This window comes from Pseudomonas sp. TH08 (assembly GCF_016651275.1).
Lineage (GTDB): Bacteria > Pseudomonadota > Gammaproteobacteria > Pseudomonadales > Pseudomonadaceae > Aquipseudomonas.
Genome location: NZ_JAEKEE010000003.1, coordinates 7,501 through 22,924, shown reverse-complemented (window position 1 = coordinate 22,924; position 15,424 = coordinate 7,501). Strand labels below are relative to the sequence as shown.

Below are 15,424 nucleotides of genomic sequence, written 5' to 3'. Positions count from 1 at the left end.
AAGAGCTGGATAGCTCTCAGATTTTTCTTCCTAAGATAAATCAGCGTTGCCTTGGTTTGCCGCAACATGTGAGTGCCGTAAATGTTTGAGTCAAGACCAATGGTTGTCATCCGAGCAAACAGACAGAATGGGAAGTCTTGCAGAGCAGAAACGTAAGCTGCTTCAAACCCGAGTACTACTACACCGCCTAATTAATGGCGAAATCACTGTTTAATTTGTTGGATGGAACCAGATGAAAGCCGAAGAAAGCACTATCGGACATATCCTTACCGATCAAATCTGTTACGAAATCCCTCCGTACCAACGGCCCTACTCTTGGAAGGCAGAGAACGTCCAACAGTTGCTAGAAGATGTCTGGGAAGCTTATGAAGATGGCGACGAGGAGTATTTTATTGGTTCGCTCATCACCATCGAGATTGAAAAGGGTAAACGCTACGACGTAGTCGACGGCCAGCAGCGCCTGACAACTCTCAATCTCATCCTTGCTCGCCTGCGTGATCACATAGAAGATGGTGCTGCCAAAGCCGTGCTGGGTAAGCGCGTGCTGCCTCGCAATGAGCTGACCGGCGAAACGGAAACACCTCGTTTGTTACTGCGCCGTAAAGATCAGAGTTTTTTCCGTCGCCATGTTCTCAGCGCCCAACCTCTCCCACTGCGAGCAGAACGCAGCAGTCTCGACGCCCCTCAACAGCGCATCATAGAAAATCTTGAAGCCATAGATTTGTTCCTAGGGAAGAAAGATCAGATTACGCTCAAACTATTTGCCAATTATTTGCTGATGAAGGTGTATGTAGTTTTCGTCAAAACCGACTCGCTAAAGTCCGCCTACCGCCTATTTAACGTGCTCAATGCCCGCGGAATGTCTCTGTCGAACGCAGATCTGATCAAAAATAGTCTTTTTAGTGAGTTGGGTAGCCAGCAGAACCTAAGCAATGAGCTTGAGGATCGGTGGCTGGAGCTGGAAGAGATCGTGGGTATCGATTTTCTGGATAGCTTCCTCAGTCATCATCGAACTTCTCTGATGGCAGCTAAAGCTAGAGGCTCCCTCCATGAGGAATACCGCCCGATCATTGCAGGATTTACTGATGGCCCTTTCGCCTTCCTGGATCAGGTCATTCTCTCTGCCAAAAATTTCATGCGCATCTGGGATATCGACTTTCAAGATGCTACGTCAGTGAGAGCGCTAAACGCTCTTTGGCGTGTCAGTTATGATGAATGGATACCACCTCTGCTCGCATACCTTAACCAGCCAGTGGAAAATTTGACCGAAGCGCAGTTTCTAAGTTTGCTGGAACGAATCACCATGCAAAACTGGGTGCGTCGACTTGGGCGTACAGCTCGCCTGACGGTTTATTTCAAACTCATCAACGCTATCAAGATCGGGAAATCTGCTGCTGAAGTGGGTGATGTTTTTATAACCCACGCCAACAACGAGGAATTCATCAATCTCCTGGGTGGAGAGATCTACGGCAAACCTTTTGACTCAGCAATACTTTTGCGCCTAGAAGAGGCTTCGCAGGATGACTCGGTCACAAAAACCTTTAGTGGTCGCCTAACCATTGAACATGTCATGCCACAGGCGTTAAAAGATGCTTATTGGAAGGATCGGTTCAACCCTGAGATTCACGGCCTCTGGTTACACCGCCTTGGCAACCTTGCCATGCTGAGCGGTAGCAAAAATTACAAAGCGCAGCACTTCGATTTTGATCGTAAAAAGAAAATCTACTTGGACCGGGATAAAAAAGTCTCCTTCGATTTGACCAAAGAAATATGTACCTTGGCCGAATGGAGTGAAGAAACCTTGAAAGCGCGCCACGAACGACTTATCAAATTGTCCAAGGAGACTTGGTCGATTGGCTGACAATACAGGGGAGTCGCGCTTGTATCGAGATCGTCCGCTTTGGGTCGATTTCAGTCTGTTACGTCAGGCATCTAGTGGCCGAAAGCAGTCGCTCTTGAGAGACCGCTTTCGCCCAACAACTACTCCATCAACCGAGCCTCCCTGAGGCCAGCAATCCTCATCGAAACTTCCCCGCCAGCGGCCGAACGCTCGCCGTCCTCTTACGATTCCCGATACAAACCACAAGCCTGCAACACCTGATGCAATGAACGCCGCCATGTCGCGCAACAGATACCCACTGAAGCGCCATGGCTGTTCGCTGAAGACGAAGTGTTCTTTGATCTTGTGGGGATTGCGGCCTGTCATTACATCGAGTTGCCCAAGAGTCAGCGCGTCGTAGAGATGCTCGCTGAGTGCCCAAGCGCAAAGCAGGCAAAGCAGGGCAGCGATGAAACAGTAGATGCGGATGCGATAGTCCGGAATCACACAATCTCTCTTCTCTTGATCTGCTGATAGGGGGCTGACTTTCAACACGGCGCTAAAACGGGATTCAACGGGCAAGCCCGGTAACGTCGTCCGAAGAATAGTCAGAAATTCAGAATCGGGCTGAACCTCGCGATTAAACTAGCTAAGCAAGTTAGCTAAATGCTAAGTTGGCGCCTCGCACCTTTGAGCGTCCCGATTGCCCATGCCCAAGAACGCCGTTCCATCTCCACTATTTCCCGCCGAAGACCCTCGCAATCTGCAAATCGCCACGGACCCCGTCGGCCAGCAGCTCCAGCAAATCGCCATCCTGACGCGCAAAGCCGCGGGCAATCTCGGCACCGCGCTCGGCATCAATCAAACCGACATGGCCGCACTGGAGCACCTGATCACTGACGGCCCCTTGCCGCCAACCGAACTCGCCACGCGACTTTCAGTGACCACCGCCGGCATCACCCAAGTCATCGACCGACTGGAACGCGCCGGGCATGTCGTCCGCGAGCGCCAGCTCGATGACAAGCGGCGGGTGCTGGTGTGCCCGCTACCCGACTCAGTGGCGCAGGCCTATCGGCACATCGCGCCAATGCTCAATGGCCTGACCACGGTGCTCGGTGCCCTCGAAGGTGAGGATCGTGCCGTGGTCGAGGCATTTCTCGGGCAAGTGATCGAGGTCTACCGCAGCACCTTGCCAGGCAGCACCGAACCCAACCGTGAGGACGCGCAATGAAACCGCAAAAAGTGCTTATAACCGGCGCAAGCATTGCCGGCCCGGCGCTGGCGTATTGGTTGTCCCGGCAGGGCATGGACGTCACCGTGGTCGAGCGGGCGCCGGCGTTTCGCGATGGCGGGCAGACGATCGACGTGCGTGGCGCTGGCCGCGTTGTCGTGCAACGCATGGGCCTGGAGGAGCGGATTCGGGCGAACACCACCCATGAGCAGGGCATCGCGTTTGTTGACCAAGACAATTGCACCAAAGCGTTTATTGCGGTCGACGCGTTCGACGGTGACGGGCCGATCGCCGAGCTGGAGATCCTGCGCGGCGAGCTGGCCAAGCTGTTGATCCAGCACAGTCAGGACCGGGTCCGCTACCGATTCGGCGACAGCATCGAAACCCTTCAAGACGATGGCGAACAGGTGCAGGTGCGCTTCGAGCAGGGTGATGAGCAGGTCTACGATCTGGTCATCGTCGCGGAAGGGATTGGTTCGGCGACGCGCAATCAGGTATTCGGCGACGAAGTCGAGCGTCGTCCGCTGGATCTCTACACCGCTTATTTCACCGTGCCCCGGCAGCCGAGCGATGGCCAGATCATGCGCTGGCACAACATCCCCGGCGGCCGTAGTGTCTGCCTGCGCCCGGACAACCTCGGCACCACGCGGGCCTTTCTGTCTTTTCAGCAAGCGCCGAGCGGCTACGAGAAACTCACGCAGACCGAACAGAAATCATTGCTCAAACAGATATTTGCCAACGCCGGCTGGGAGACGCCGCGCGTGCTCGCAGCGCTGGAGCAGGCGAGCGATCTTTATCTGGACGCGGTAGGGCAGGTCAAAATGCCCCGCTGGTCCAAAGGGCGCGTCGTGCTGGTGGGGGACGCCGCCTACTGCGCCTCGCCCATCAGCGGCATGGGCACCAGCCTGGGACTTTGCGGCGCCTACGTGCTGGCCGGCGAATTGGGTCGCCACGCTGACCACGTTCAGGCCTTCGCGGCCTACGAAAAACTCATGCGACCTTACGTCGATCAGGCGCAAAGCGTGCCCAAGTTCGCACCCAGACTGGCCTCGCCACATTCGCGCCTTGGCATCGCCCTCGGCCACGCGGTGCTGAGATTGGCCACCGCGCCGGGGTTCAAGCGCTTGTTCGGGAAAATCCTTTCGCCGAAAGCGGATGCCATCGAGCTTCCAGACTATGAGGCGTCGCAGCAGAAATGAGTGGCGGGGCCGTTTGACGGTGTTGCAGTCGATGTCAGGTGGCTTCATTGACCGTTTAGCGATGCCGTTGCAGCAGCGACTGAAACCGATCCACTGTTCAGTGATGCTGTCGCTGCCGATGGATCGGATCGTCTGAAAGGTCATCTGGTTGCCGAAGGTGGTGCAGACCGTCTGCTCGAACGCCGTGCCGCGTGAATGCAGGGTTTGACCGCAGTACTCGACAACGGCCCGGCCTCATCAGCCGGGCTTTTTTCGCCTCGAACATCTGGAAACAACCTGTTGATTGCCAATCCATGAATCGCCTGCTTGGATGCCCGTCCACATGAGCATGCAGATCGTGCGGATGATCTTGAGTCTGTCCTCGGCAAGCTTCGTCAAGGAGCTGACCTTGCCGGCGATACTCGATGGACGTTTCTGACGGCGGGTCATCCCTGCGTTAGCTAACGCACTGTGCTGGGGGGCGTGTTTCACCGGGCCAGGAAGTCACGCCATATTCATGCCTTTTCCGGCAACAGTGTTTGTCCCCGCGACCGATTTTTAGCTCGGCCGTCACCCCATAACATCGTCCTCAAGCCGCCGGCAATCGAGCTGAAGCGGTCCACTCAACGAGACGGTGAACATCATGAACATGACGAAAATGGCGATGGTTTTAGTGCTTGGCAGTTTCGGCGTGCAGGCGTTTGCAGAGAACGCCCCAGCACAAGACACCCCTGTGCAGACTTACAGCTACTCGACCAACCTCGATATCGCCCACGTGGTCTCGATCACTGAACCGGCAAATGAATGCGCCCCCGTACCGGTGCAGATGACGTATGAAGATTCCCATGGCGAGCGCCATGTTCTGCAGTATCAAGTGATGGGTACCGGCTGCTCCAATTGAGCCCGGTGCTGGCGATGGAGGGTCGACACTCCATGCCCGTCACACGCGGTTTTTTGCGCCAACGATGTCTTCATCCGATGCCAGCAACGCGGGTATCGACGTTTTGAGAAACTCCACCCAGGTTTTGATTTTCGCATCGACGAACTTGCGCGACGGATAGATCGCGAACAGGTTCAACTCCTCCAGCCGATACTCCGGCAATACCCTCACCAACGCTCCCGCTCTCAGGCCATCCACGGCCGATGCGATCGGTTGAATGCCGATGCCCATGCCTTTCTTGATCGCAATGCTCATGCCGTCGGCGGTGTTGATGTGCAGCGGCGACACAGGGATGGTGATGGTTTCCATGCCTTGCGGGCCTTCGAACGTCCAGTTCTCCACCGGCATCACCGTGTTGACGATGCGCAGGCACTCATGCCCGCCGAGGCTATGCGGCGAGTCAGGCATTCCGTGTTTTTCCAGGTAGCCCGGTGCGGCGCAAAGAATGCTGTAGGTGATCCCGAGGCGCTGCGCGACGAAGCCGGAATCGGGCAAGTCGCGGGCCAGTACGATGGACATGTCATAGCCTTCCTCGAGCAAGTCCGGCAGGCGATTGGTCAGGGTCAGGTCGAACATCACGCCGGGATGAATCTCGCGGTAGCGAGCGATGGCGTCGATGACGTAGTGGTTGCCGATGGCTGACATGGCGTGGATTTTCAAACGGCCGGCGGGCAGGGACTGGGCGGTGCCGGCTTCATCGTCGGCCTCGCGCACATCGTCGAGGATTTTTTCGCAGCGTTGCAGATAGCGCACGCCGGCTTCAGTGAGGGCGAGGCGGCGTGTGGTGCGGTTGATCAAACGGGTATGGAGGCGGGCTTCGAGGGCGGACACGCTTTTGGAGACGTTGGTCGTGGTGGTGTCGAGCAATTCGGCTGCCGCGGTAAAGCTGCCACTTTGCGCGACGGCGATGAAAAAACGCATGCTTTGGAACACGTCCATCGTTTTCGTCTCGATCAATAAGAGGGGGAGAGTATAAAAGACGGCCTCGCAAGAGGCCGTTTGGTTGCAGGTCATTTTTGCCGCGCAATGAAACCCGGTACGCCAGTCTCCACGACCGAGTTGAAGCGAATCCGCGTCGTAATCTCTTCCTTGATCTCGCGCATGGCCCGTTGCGGCAGCGTCGCGATATCAAAGTTTTCCTGAATACGTCCCGGCGTCGCTGACGTCGTCAAAAACGCCGTGCCACGTTGCACTGCCCAGGCCAATGCCACTTGCGCCGGGGTTTTCTGCACATGCCGGGCGATCCCGCTGAGCACCGCATCTTCCAGCACGTTCGGTTGCATGCCATGCCCCAACGGTGCGAACGCCAGAACGATGATGCCGTGCTGTTTGCAGAAATCGAGCATTTCCCATTCCGGCAGGTACGGGTGCGATTCGATTTGCACCACGGCGGGTTTGATTCGCGCATCGGCAACGATGGCCTTCAGCGCATCAAGGGTGATGTCCGAGAGGCCAATGGACCGGCAACGGCCTTCATCCACCAGGCTTTCGAGTGCGCGCCAAGTATCGATCAGCTTGGTCTCGCCATCGTAGATGACGTGGCCGAACGGGTCGCGCGGGTCTTGGTCGTCTCCCGCTTTGAACGCGAACGGCGTGTGGATCAGGTAGCAGTCGATGTAATCGGTCTGCAACCGCTGGCAGCTTGCTTCGAATGCCGGTTTGACCCGCTCGGGGCGGTGGTTGGTGTTCCACAGTTTGGTGGTGATGAACACGTCTTCGCGGCGAATGTTGCCGGCCGCGAAAACCTGTTGGAACGCCACGCCGATCTGCTCTTCGTTGCGATAGCGTTCGGCACAGTCGAAGTGGCGAAAGCCGACTTCCAGTGCGCATTTCACTGCCTCAGTGGTGGTGCTCAAATCGCGGAACAGTGTGCCGAACCCCACGGCGGGCATCGAGCCTGCGCCATTGTTCAGCGGCCAGCGGGTGTCGCGAAGTTCATCGTGAAAGGCTTCATAGGTCATGATTTTTCTCCAGGTTCGATCATTACAGCGGTTGTTGATCCGGGTGTTTGCGCGTGGCGAGTTTTTGCTCCAGGACACCGACGGCATTGCCGCCGAGCGCGATGAACAACTGCACCGTGTCGAGATAGCGCGTGGTCTTCACGCGGATTTGTCCAAGCAGCGCCTGCTCGTAGGCGCGTTCAGCTTCGAGCACTTGCAGAACACTGTTTTCACCTTGGGCATAAGCCTGTTGGTTCAAGCGGAAGCTGCTGTCGGCGGCGCGCAAGGCATCGTCCTGCGCGAGGTTTTGTTCGGTGCCGTGATTGATCGCTTGCAGGCTGTCGGCGATCTGGCCAAACGACGCGATGACGGTTTGCTGATAGCGGGCGAGCGACGCGTTGTAGCCTTCAACCGCCGCCTGACGTTCGGCTTTGAGGGTGCCGCCATTGAAGATCGGCGCGCTCAGCCCGGCGGCGAATCCCCACAGTGCTGCGCCGCCATTGCCGGCGGCGGCTTGCACCAGTGAGGCGGAAAGTTCGACACGCGGATAGAGATTGGCGGTCGCCACGCCGACTGCCGCGCTGGCCATGTGCAGTTCGGATTCCGCTTGCAAGATGTCCGGGCGGCTGCGGGCCATTTCCGAGGGCAGGCTCACCGGAATGCTCGACGGCAGGGCGAAGTCGTCCAGGCTGAAGTCTGGCGTGACCCAGTCTGCCGGGCCTTTGCCGGCGAGGATCGACAGCGCATGCCGCGCCGCATCGCGTTGCTGGGCGAGCGGCGGCAACAGGGTGCGATCCTGTGCAAGGCGCGTTTCGGCCAGTGCGACGTCGATGCGGGTGGTGGTGCCGCTCTGCTGCGCGCGCTGAACCAGATCGAGATTTTTCGCATCGTTGCGCAACAGTGTCTGCACGGCCTCGATCTGTGCGTTGGCAGAGGCGAGCAGCAATGCCTGGCGCGCAACGTCACCGGTCAGCGTGAGGTACGCCGCTTCGTAGCGATGTTTCTGCAAATCGGTCAGCGCTTGCTGGCCTTCAACTATGCGTTGGTTGCCGCCGAACGCATCCAGATCGAACGCCACCCGTGGCCCGATCGCGTAAACATTCGCGATGCTCGGTTCCGGTTGGTTGTGGCTGCGTTGTCGTCCGGCCGTCGCGCCGAAATCCACTTGCGGATACAGCGCACCTTCTGCCGCCGAAACAGATGCCGCAGCACTGCGAATCGTCGCATCGGCCGCCACCAGTTCGAGGTTGCCGTCGATGGCGCGGCGCATCACCTGATCAAGTTTCGGTGAGCGCAGGGCTGTCCACCAGTTACCGTTAATGCGTTGGCCCATGGCGAAGCGCTGATCGGCAGATTGTCGTTCGGCCTGTTGATCGTAATGCTGCGACGAACTCGCGGCGGGGCGCTGGAACTCGGGGCCGACACTGCAGGCGCTGAGCATGACCACCATCGCCAGCGCACTGAGCGTGCTCGGGATTGCACAGCGGGTGAAGCACATAGAGGTGTTCATTTTCCAGACTCCACAGGTTTGCGCAGAAACAACACCAGCGGGCTCACCACGAGCATCGCCATCATCAGGATCTTGAATTGGCCCATCACCGCAATGAACGCCGCTTGATGGGTCACCAGGTGATTGAGGTTTTCAAGCGACGGCATCGAGGTCGGCAGCGGCACTCGGTAAGGCGTCAGTTGGCTGGCCAGCGCCACGTGCATCGCCTGGGTGTTGTTGAAGAAGTAGATCTGGACCACGGCTACGCCGAGGGTGCTGCCATAGACGCGCATCAGGTTGAAGATCCCGGTGGCTTCCGTACGCAGTTTTGCCTCGAGGGTGCTGAACGCCGCTTTGCTCAGCGCCGGCATCAAGATGCCGAGGCCGACCCCCTGGATCAACCCGGTCACCGCCACGGGCGTCCAGTCCATCAACGGCGAGTAGCCGAGCATCAGCCAATTGGCGTACACCACCAGCGCGATGCCGGCGGCGATGAAGGCGCGGTTGTCTATCCACGCCGGTGCACGGCCCATCAGCAGGAACGCGCCGACCAGTCCGATGCCGCGCGGGATGGTCAGGAAACCAGTGGTGTCCGGCGGGTAACCGAGGATTTCGTCGAGCATCGGCGAGGTCAGCGCCATGGTCGACAACAGCACGAAACCGAGGGCGAAGAACATCACCGTCGACAGCACGAAATTACGGTCGGCGAGTAAGCCCTTGCTGAGGAAATGCACCTTGGCGGTCCACCGATGCACGATGAACAGGTACAGCCCGAGGGCGCACGCCACGGCTTCGATCCAGATTTCCGGCGAGTCGAACCAGTCCAGACGTTCGCCACGGTCGAGGAGCATTTGCAGCGCAATCATGCCGAGGGTGAAAGTGCCGAGGCCGAAGAAGTCGAACGGCGGACGCTGTGCGGCTTTCTTCTCGGTGAGCAGTAGCGTCGCCACCAGGAAGATGTAGGCAGTCAGCGGCAGGCTGACGTAGAACATCGGTCGCCAGTCGAAGTGTTCGCAGATCCAGCCACCGATGCCGGGCCCGCTGACGATGCCGAACAGTACCAGCGCTGTCCATTTCGGCGCGAACGCCGGTCGCCGCTCAGCAGGCAGGGTTTCATGGGCAATGGCCATCGACAGCGGCGCAATCACGCCACTCGCCAGGCCTTGCATAATGCGTGCGCCGATGAACGCCAGCGGCGTGTCAGCCAGGGTGCAGAGCCACAGGCCGAGGGCGAACGCCACGAGCGCCAGCTGATAAACCCGCTTCAAACCGAAGCGTGCGGCGAGCCACTGCGCCATCGGCAAGGTGATTGCGCTGGCGGCCAGATAGGACGTGAAAATCCACCCGGCCTGGTCGTCGGTCATCGACAGGCTGCCTTGAATCGAGCGCAAGGCCGCATTCGGCAACGGCAGATTGACCGATTGCAGGTAGGTCGCCAGCAGCGCGACAAATCTCAACGAACGCATCTCGGCGGTTGTGGTTTGGGCGTTCATCACGAGCGACCTGCGGACAACAACGACTTGAGCGGATACCACCATGGCGTGCGGTGCCCGGTATCGACTTCGACCGTCGCGCTCGTGCCGGAAAACAGCGGCAGGGCCGGGTCGGCATCGTCGAGTTCGAGGCGCACCGGGACCCGCTGCACGACCTTCACCCAATTCCCCGTCGCGTTCTCTGGCGGCAACAGGGCGAAGTCAGCACCGGCGCCAGGGCTGATGCTGGTTACGTGGGCTTTGAACCGGCGATCCGGGTAGGTATCGAGGGTGATCGTCGCCGTTTGGCCGGGGCGCATGTGGGTGAGTTGGGTTTCACGGAAGTTGGCCTCGACCCAGATCTCGTGATCGGCAATCAACGCGAACGCCGCGCCACCGTTGTTGAGGTAGTTGCCGACTTGCAGATCGTCGACCTTGGCGACGATGCCGTCGGCAGGTGCAGTGACTGTGGCGTAAGAAAGATAAAGCTGCGCCTGGTCGAGCTGGGCCTTGGCTTCGCGCACGGTCGGGTGACGGTCGATGGCGATGTCCGGATCGCCATTGAGGGCGACGACGGTGCTGGCGATCTGTTGCTCGATGGCGGCAATCCGTTGGCGCGAGATTTTCACATCGGTTTCGGCACGCTCGTAGTTGGCGCGGGAGACGAACTCGGTGGCGATCAGGGCTTTTTGCGGGCGAACTCTTTCTGATCGTAATCCGCCGACGCCCTGGCCGATTGCAACTCGGCCTGTTGCTGGCGATAACTGGCCTTGAGGCCGTCGATGCGCAAGCGAGCGTTGCCCAGTTGCGCTTCGGCGCGCTCAACGGCGATCTGCAGCGGCTGGGGATCGAGACGAAACAACACCTGCCCCTTGTGCACACGCTGGTTGTCGTCAACGGCGATCTCGATCACTTGCCCGGAAACCCGCGCATTGACCGACGCTTTGGCGACGCGGGCGTAGGCGTTATCGGTGGCTACGAATGGCTCGTTCGCCACGTACTTGCTGTAACTGATGACGGCGAACAGAGCGGGTACGCCAGCCATCAACAGCGGACGCAGCGTTTGTTTGAGTGGTTTTTTCGCCGCGATGGGCTGTGCACTGGCCTGTTCTGCGGTGAGATCAAAGGGCTTGGTCATGATCTGTTGTTCCCAATGTGCTGGACCCTGATTCGGGAAATCGGGCCAACCCGGGCAAATGCCTGCGGCCGCGACGTGATTAATTGCTGCGAGAAATCAAATCCGTGCGCGGTGGGGGAGGATCGCTCCGTACCGCTGTTTCGTCGTAATCCCAGCCGATTCCAGCTGCGTTACAACAAAGCTACTGATCAAGGAATTTCTGGTTCCTTAATTTTGTGCGATGGTGTAAGAATATGAGCGACGCTTACTCCATGCAAGGAATTTGTACGACATGGCACAAAATAAATCGACAGAAGCAAAAGGCCGTGGCCGTCCTCGCGCCTATGACCCGCAAACAGCGCTACAGCAGGCGCTCGGAGTGTTCTGGAACACCGGGTATTCCGGCGCATCGCTCGACAGCATTGCCACGGCGGCAGGGATGAATCGGCCCAGCCTGTACGCCGCGTTCGGTGACAAGCACGCGCTGTACATCAAAGCACTCGATCAATATTGGGAAACCGCGCACGCTGCCATGCAGGCGGCGCTGGCCGATGGCAGCCTGACGTTGAAGCAGGCACTCAGCGGTTTTTATGAAGGGCAACTGACGATTTATTTCTCGGGCGACGGACAGCCTCGGGGCTGTTTTGCCATCGGCACGGCGACCACCGAGGCCGTAGAGGATCCGGAAATTCGTGAGGTACTTTCCCGGCGACTGAGCCAACTCGACGCCGACCTGGAGGCGCGTCTGCGCAGGGCTGTTGATTCCGGTGAGTTGCCAACTGATGTCGACGCCGGAGCGTTGGCGGTGCTTGCGTCATCGCTGCTGCACAGCATTTCGATTCGCGCACGGGCTGGCAAAACCCGCGATGAACTCACTGCGCAGGTGTGCAAAGCCGTTGCCTTCATCTGTGGTTGAAGATGTGAGGCAAAGGCGCGGCGAATCTGATCAAGGATTTGAACGAGTGATCGATGCTTGCGCTTCGACCCGAGCCGAAATCCACTCACGGCTGTAAGCCAGCACGCTTTCGGCGATGGCTGTCGGAAAATGGATGAAACCGTGTGGGGAAGAGGGCAACAGGTACACCTCCACGGGCGCTGATTTCATCCAGCGCTCGGCGATATCGAGGGTGTCGTCGCGCAGCGGATCCAGTTCACCGGCAAACATCAGGGCCGGGGAAAGCCGCTGAAGTCGCCGTACAGAGGGGACAGCGGCGGTTGCCGGCGCTGCTCGTCATTCAACTCTGGCGTGAGTTTGCGCAGTGCTTCAACCATGCCGGGTCCGTCGAGTAATAGGGTTTCTGGCGGTGCTTCGCGCACGCTCGGCGTTCCGCTCATGTCGTAGACGCCGTAATACAGCAGCGCACCGTTCACCCGTTGCAGTAAGCCGGGTGAGTTTTTCAGCGCCAAAAGCGTCGCCGCCGCCAGATGAGCGCCGGCCGACTCACCAACGACGATCACTGGCAGACCGGCAAACTCGTTCTCGCTGAGCAGCCAGCGAGCGGCTGCCACGCAGTCATCCATCACCCCTCGATGGGCGTCGATACCGCCAGACGATAATCCACCGAGACAACCGTCACGTTGCATGTATTGACGATGGCGATGTTGAAGTTGTCATTCATCTGCGCATTGCCGATCACCCAGCCGCCGCCATGGAAATCCAGCACCACGCCTTCGGTTCGACCCTTGGGGCGAATGATCCGCACGGCCACTGGCACGCCACCGCTATCAATCCTCTTTCGCTCAGCCTTGAGGCCATGCTTGCGCAACTTGTCCGCGCCAACCAGCTGACTGGCACGGAGCAACATTTGAATCATGCGTGGCACCACGCGATTGCGGATTTTAAAGCGCGGCATCCATCCGAGCTTCTTGTTGAAATCGCGCACTTGCGCTAATTCGCGCTCGCCTTCGGGCCACGGTGCTTTTCGCGGGGAGTGGGGCATCAGCGATTCTTGACCAGGATGGAAAAATTCAATGCCGCAGCAACACACAGCCACGCCAGATACGGGAACAAAATCAAACCGGTGATCAAATCAAGCTGCAAGGCCATCACCACCATCGCCGCCACCACCAACCAAAGCAGCGTCAGGATTACCATACCGGCAATGATGTGATGCGCACCGAAGAACACCGGTGTCCACAGAGTATTCAGTGCGATCTGCGCGGCCCATAAAGCCAGCACCGTCTGGCTCCCGGGGATCAGGCTCAAACGATAGCCAGCCCAGGCCAGCAACAGATAGATCACCGTCCAGGCCACGGGAAACGCCCAGTTGGGTGGGGTGAAGCCGGGTTTGGCCAGTGATTCGTACCATTGGCCCGGCTTGAAAATGATGCCGGTGCTTGCCGCAGCCGCGCAGGCCAGAAGGAAAATGAAGAAGGTCATTGCCAGTCCTTAGCTGTGGTCAGCTTAACGGGGGTGTAAACAAAGGACGCCCCGTGGCGCGAAAAGTTTGGATTGTGCGATGACATTTATTGGCGCATGTCCGGTTCGGAATGATGTTGAACCAAGAGCTGACGGGTTAGTCAGGATAGTCAGTACCCCTTCCTTCCAGCGCGGATGACATCATGCACACCTATATTTTGGAATACCTGTTCAACGGCGAGCCTCGCAATTACTCGCTCGAACTCAAACAGCCACAACTCGCCGTCCACCAGGCCGCGATGCATCTTCTGGAGCTGCACTGTGGTGATGCGGAAAACAGTCTGCTCATGCCCACGGCAGATTCGACGGCGCAAGAGATCCTGGCGAAGGCCGAGCAGGTAGGCATCACGCAGATTCAGGTAGAAGACTAAAGCCAGCCCCTGTGGGAGAGGGCTTGCTCGCGAAGGCGTCGGTTCAAGCACCATCACTGCAAACTGACACGCCGCCTTCGCAAGCAATTCCACTCTTTTAAGACGTACCCGCATCGACATGGCCGAAACGCGCCTGCCACGGCCCAATCGCGCAGCCATTTCCTTTCAAAGCAAAACTGTCATATTCAGTATCACTTGCTTACCCATAGTGACCAGCCCAACGCTAATCCAATGAGGCTGCACTGTGTTTCAACGTCTTCTGTGTTCGCTGTCCGTACTGAGCCTGTCCGTCGCCGCCGCCCACGCTGCCGAGTCCGCGCCCCTGGACACGCCGCGCCTGAAAAGCATCGACAACTTCCGCGATATCGCCGGTATCACCACCGCGTACTCCACGGCCCACGACGGCACGATGCGCGGCGGCGTGTTCTATCGCTCCAATGCGATCACGCCATCAGCAGCGGATCTGGCCACGCTGAACAGCCTCGGCATCAAAGCGGTGTACGACCTGCGCACCCCGAGTGAAATCGCTGGCACACCGGACACCATGCTGACCGGTGCGACCTACCAGAACATCGACATCATCGGCGCCACCACCTCCGGCTCAAACATCACCAACATTTCCTTCAAAAGCGCCGCCGACGCCATCGCCATGATGGAGCAGACCAACCGTGCCTTCGTCAGCGACGCCGGCATGCGCAGCCAGTTCGGCAACCTGTTCAACGCACTCGCCAGCGTCGACGCCGCGCAACTGTTCCACTGCACCGCTGGCAAAGACCGCACCGGCTGGACCGCCGCCGTGTTGCAAAGTATCGCCGGTGTCGACAACGCGACAATCATGGCCAACTACCTCGCGACCAACGACTACACCGCTGCCCGAGTCGCCGCCACGTTGAAGGCGATGCCACCGAGCATGGCCGCCGTCTACGGCCCACTGCTCGGCGTCCAGGCCAGCTACCTGCAAGCCGGCCTCGACGAAGTCACCGCGCAATACGGCACGATGGACAATTACCTCAAACAAGGCCTCGGCCTCTCCCAGGAAACCATTTACGTGCTGCGCGGCAAACTCGTCGAATACAACAGCCTGCCGGGTCAGGCCGCGCTGATCGGCAACGCCGCCGCTGGCGCCGAATTGCTCCGCGAATTGCAGAACACCGAGCTGTCCGGCACCTACAGCGCCTACAACTACTATCTGCAATCGGCGATCGACGCCGGCACCCTCGGCGGTGTCGAATCCCAAGTCGGCGGCCAGGTACACGCGGACGCCGCCAGCTACCTGCTGCGCCAAAACGCGATGATCGAACAAGCCGCCGCACAGTTCGCCAGCGGCAGCGACCTCAAAGTCGGCCAATACCGCTTGTGGACGACTGCGCTGGCCGGCTACCTCGGCACCGACGGCTCGTCCCACGCCGACAGCAGCAACGAGCACAGCCAAGGCCTGATGGTCGGCA

At 58.9% G+C, this 15,424-nt stretch carries 13 protein-coding genes and 2 pseudogenes (1 of these 15 cut by a window edge); 7 read left to right on the top strand and 8 right to left on the bottom strand.

Annotation, left to right across the window (positions count from 1 at the left end; genetic code table 11):
* Positions 1-232: 232 nt before the first annotated feature.
* A complete protein-coding gene (locus JFT91_RS13500; RefSeq protein WP_201232661.1) occupies positions 233-1,861 on the top strand; it encodes a DUF262 domain-containing protein in 1,629 nt (542 codons plus the stop codon).
* A 63-nt stretch (positions 1,862-1,924) separates the two neighbouring features.
* On the opposite strand, the gene JFT91_RS13495 is transcribed toward JFT91_RS13500, so the two are convergent.
* Positions 1,925-2,326: a hypothetical protein gene (locus tag JFT91_RS13495; RefSeq protein WP_201232660.1), complete on the bottom strand. Its 402-nt coding sequence runs from the start codon at positions 2,324-2,326 to the stop codon at positions 1,925-1,927.
* 202 nt (positions 2,327-2,528) lie between these two features.
* On the opposite strand from JFT91_RS13495, the gene JFT91_RS13490 reads away from it, so the two are divergent.
* The 3 genes from JFT91_RS13490 to JFT91_RS13475 all read left to right on the top strand — a co-directional run bounded on the left by JFT91_RS13490 (position 2,529) and on the right by JFT91_RS13475 (position 5,129).
* Positions 2,529-3,050 carry a MarR family winged helix-turn-helix transcriptional regulator gene (locus tag JFT91_RS13490; RefSeq protein ID WP_201232659.1) on the top strand — a complete coding sequence of 174 codons (522 nt, stop codon included), beginning with the start codon at positions 2,529-2,531 and terminating at the stop codon, positions 3,048-3,050.
* Positions 3,047-4,249 (top strand): FAD-dependent monooxygenase, encoded by a 1,203-nt coding sequence (locus tag JFT91_RS13485; RefSeq protein WP_201232658.1) that lies wholly within the window; start codon positions 3,047-3,049, stop codon positions 4,247-4,249. The genes JFT91_RS13490 and JFT91_RS13485 overlap by 4 nt, the downstream gene beginning before the upstream one ends.
* 622 nt (positions 4,250-4,871) lie before the next feature.
* Positions 4,872-5,129, top strand: a complete 258-nt coding sequence (locus JFT91_RS13475; RefSeq protein ID WP_201232657.1) for a DUF2790 domain-containing protein — start codon at positions 4,872-4,874, stop codon at positions 5,127-5,129.
* A gap of 39 nt (positions 5,130-5,168) precedes the next feature.
* Here JFT91_RS13475 and JFT91_RS13470 read toward each other — a convergent pair whose 3' ends face one another.
* The 5 genes and pseudogenes from JFT91_RS13470 to JFT91_RS13450 all read right to left on the bottom strand — a co-directional run bounded on the left by JFT91_RS13470 (position 5,169) and on the right by JFT91_RS13450 (position 11,207).
* The gene (locus tag JFT91_RS13470) at positions 5,169-6,107 is read right to left on the bottom strand and encodes a LysR family transcriptional regulator (RefSeq protein WP_201232656.1); all 939 of its coding nucleotides are present in this window, start codon (positions 6,105-6,107) and stop codon (positions 5,169-5,171) included.
* A gap of 71 nt (positions 6,108-6,178) precedes the next feature.
* Positions 6,179-7,129, bottom strand: coding sequence for an aldo/keto reductase (locus tag JFT91_RS13465; protein ID WP_201232655.1), 951 nt, complete (start codon positions 7,127-7,129; stop codon positions 6,179-6,181).
* Positions 7,130-7,151: 22 nt separating this feature from the next.
* Positions 7,152-8,606 carry an efflux transporter outer membrane subunit gene (locus JFT91_RS13460; RefSeq protein WP_518524872.1) on the bottom strand — a complete coding sequence of 485 codons (1,455 nt, stop codon included), beginning with the start codon at positions 8,604-8,606 and terminating at the stop codon, positions 7,152-7,154.
* An 8-nt stretch (positions 8,607-8,614) separates the two neighbouring features.
* On the bottom strand, positions 8,615-10,090 hold the full coding sequence (locus JFT91_RS13455) for a DHA2 family efflux MFS transporter permease subunit (RefSeq protein WP_201232653.1): 1,476 nt from the start codon (positions 10,088-10,090) through the stop codon (positions 8,615-8,617).
* A pseudogene (locus tag JFT91_RS13450) lies at positions 10,090-11,207 on the bottom strand (HlyD family secretion protein). Before JFT91_RS13450 ends, JFT91_RS13455 begins: the two are co-directional and overlap by 1 nt.
* 271 nt (positions 11,208-11,478) lie before the next feature.
* Between JFT91_RS13450 and JFT91_RS13445 the strand changes: the two are divergent.
* Positions 11,479-12,102: a TetR/AcrR family transcriptional regulator gene (locus JFT91_RS13445; protein WP_201232652.1), complete on the top strand. Its 624-nt coding sequence runs from the start codon at positions 11,479-11,481 to the stop codon at positions 12,100-12,102.
* A 30-nt stretch (positions 12,103-12,132) separates the two neighbouring features.
* Here JFT91_RS13445 and JFT91_RS13440 read toward each other — a convergent pair.
* A pseudogene (locus JFT91_RS13440) lies at positions 12,133-13,126 on the bottom strand (alpha/beta hydrolase fold domain-containing protein).
* The gene (gene tspO / locus JFT91_RS13435; RefSeq protein ID WP_201232651.1) at positions 13,126-13,566 is read right to left on the bottom strand and encodes a tryptophan-rich sensory protein TspO; all 441 of its coding nucleotides are present in this window, start codon (positions 13,564-13,566) and stop codon (positions 13,126-13,128) included. Before tspO ends, JFT91_RS13440 begins: the two are co-directional and overlap by 1 nt.
* Positions 13,567-13,748: 182 nt before the next feature.
* On the opposite strand from tspO, the gene JFT91_RS13430 reads away from it, so the two are divergent.
* Positions 13,749-13,976, top strand: coding sequence for a hypothetical protein (locus tag JFT91_RS13430; protein ID WP_201232650.1), 228 nt, complete (start codon positions 13,749-13,751; stop codon positions 13,974-13,976).
* Between the two features lie 244 nt (positions 13,977-14,220).
* Positions 14,221-15,424 carry the 5' portion of a tyrosine-protein phosphatase gene (locus JFT91_RS13425; RefSeq protein WP_201232649.1) on the top strand. It continues 716 nt past the right edge of the window, so 1,204 of the gene's 1,920 nt are visible here — the first part of the coding sequence; the start codon lies at positions 14,221-14,223; its stop codon lies off the right edge, out of view.

Bases quoted from the DNA above. Each gene is read 5' to 3' on its own strand.
- tspO (WP_201232651.1), bottom strand. From the start codon at position 13,566: ATGACCTTCTTCATTTTCCTTCTGGCCTGCGCGGCTGCGGCAAGCACC.
- JFT91_RS13485 (WP_201232658.1), top strand. From the start codon at position 3,047: ATGAAACCGCAAAAAGTGCTTATAACCGGCGCAAGCATTGCCGGCCCG.
- JFT91_RS13445 (WP_201232652.1), top strand. From the start codon at position 11,479: ATGGCACAAAATAAATCGACAGAAGCAAAAGGCCGTGGCCGTCCTCGC.
- JFT91_RS13470 (WP_201232656.1), bottom strand. From the start codon at position 6,107: ATGGACGTGTTCCAAAGCATGCGTTTTTTCATCGCCGTCGCGCAAAGT.
- JFT91_RS13475 (WP_201232657.1), top strand. From the start codon at position 4,872: ATGAACATGACGAAAATGGCGATGGTTTTAGTGCTTGGCAGTTTCGGC.
- JFT91_RS13490 (WP_201232659.1), top strand. From the start codon at position 2,529: ATGCCCAAGAACGCCGTTCCATCTCCACTATTTCCCGCCGAAGACCCT.
- JFT91_RS13455 (WP_201232653.1), bottom strand. From the start codon at position 10,090: ATGAACGCCCAAACCACAACCGCCGAGATGCGTTCGTTGAGATTTGTC.
- JFT91_RS13460 (WP_518524872.1), bottom strand. From the start codon at position 8,606: ATGTGCTTCACCCGCTGTGCAATCCCGAGCACGCTCAGTGCGCTGGCG.
- JFT91_RS13500 (WP_201232661.1), top strand. From the start codon at position 233: ATGAAAGCCGAAGAAAGCACTATCGGACATATCCTTACCGATCAAATC.
- JFT91_RS13430 (WP_201232650.1), top strand. From the start codon at position 13,749: ATGCACACCTATATTTTGGAATACCTGTTCAACGGCGAGCCTCGCAAT.
- JFT91_RS13465 (WP_201232655.1), bottom strand. From the start codon at position 7,129: ATGACCTATGAAGCCTTTCACGATGAACTTCGCGACACCCGCTGGCCG.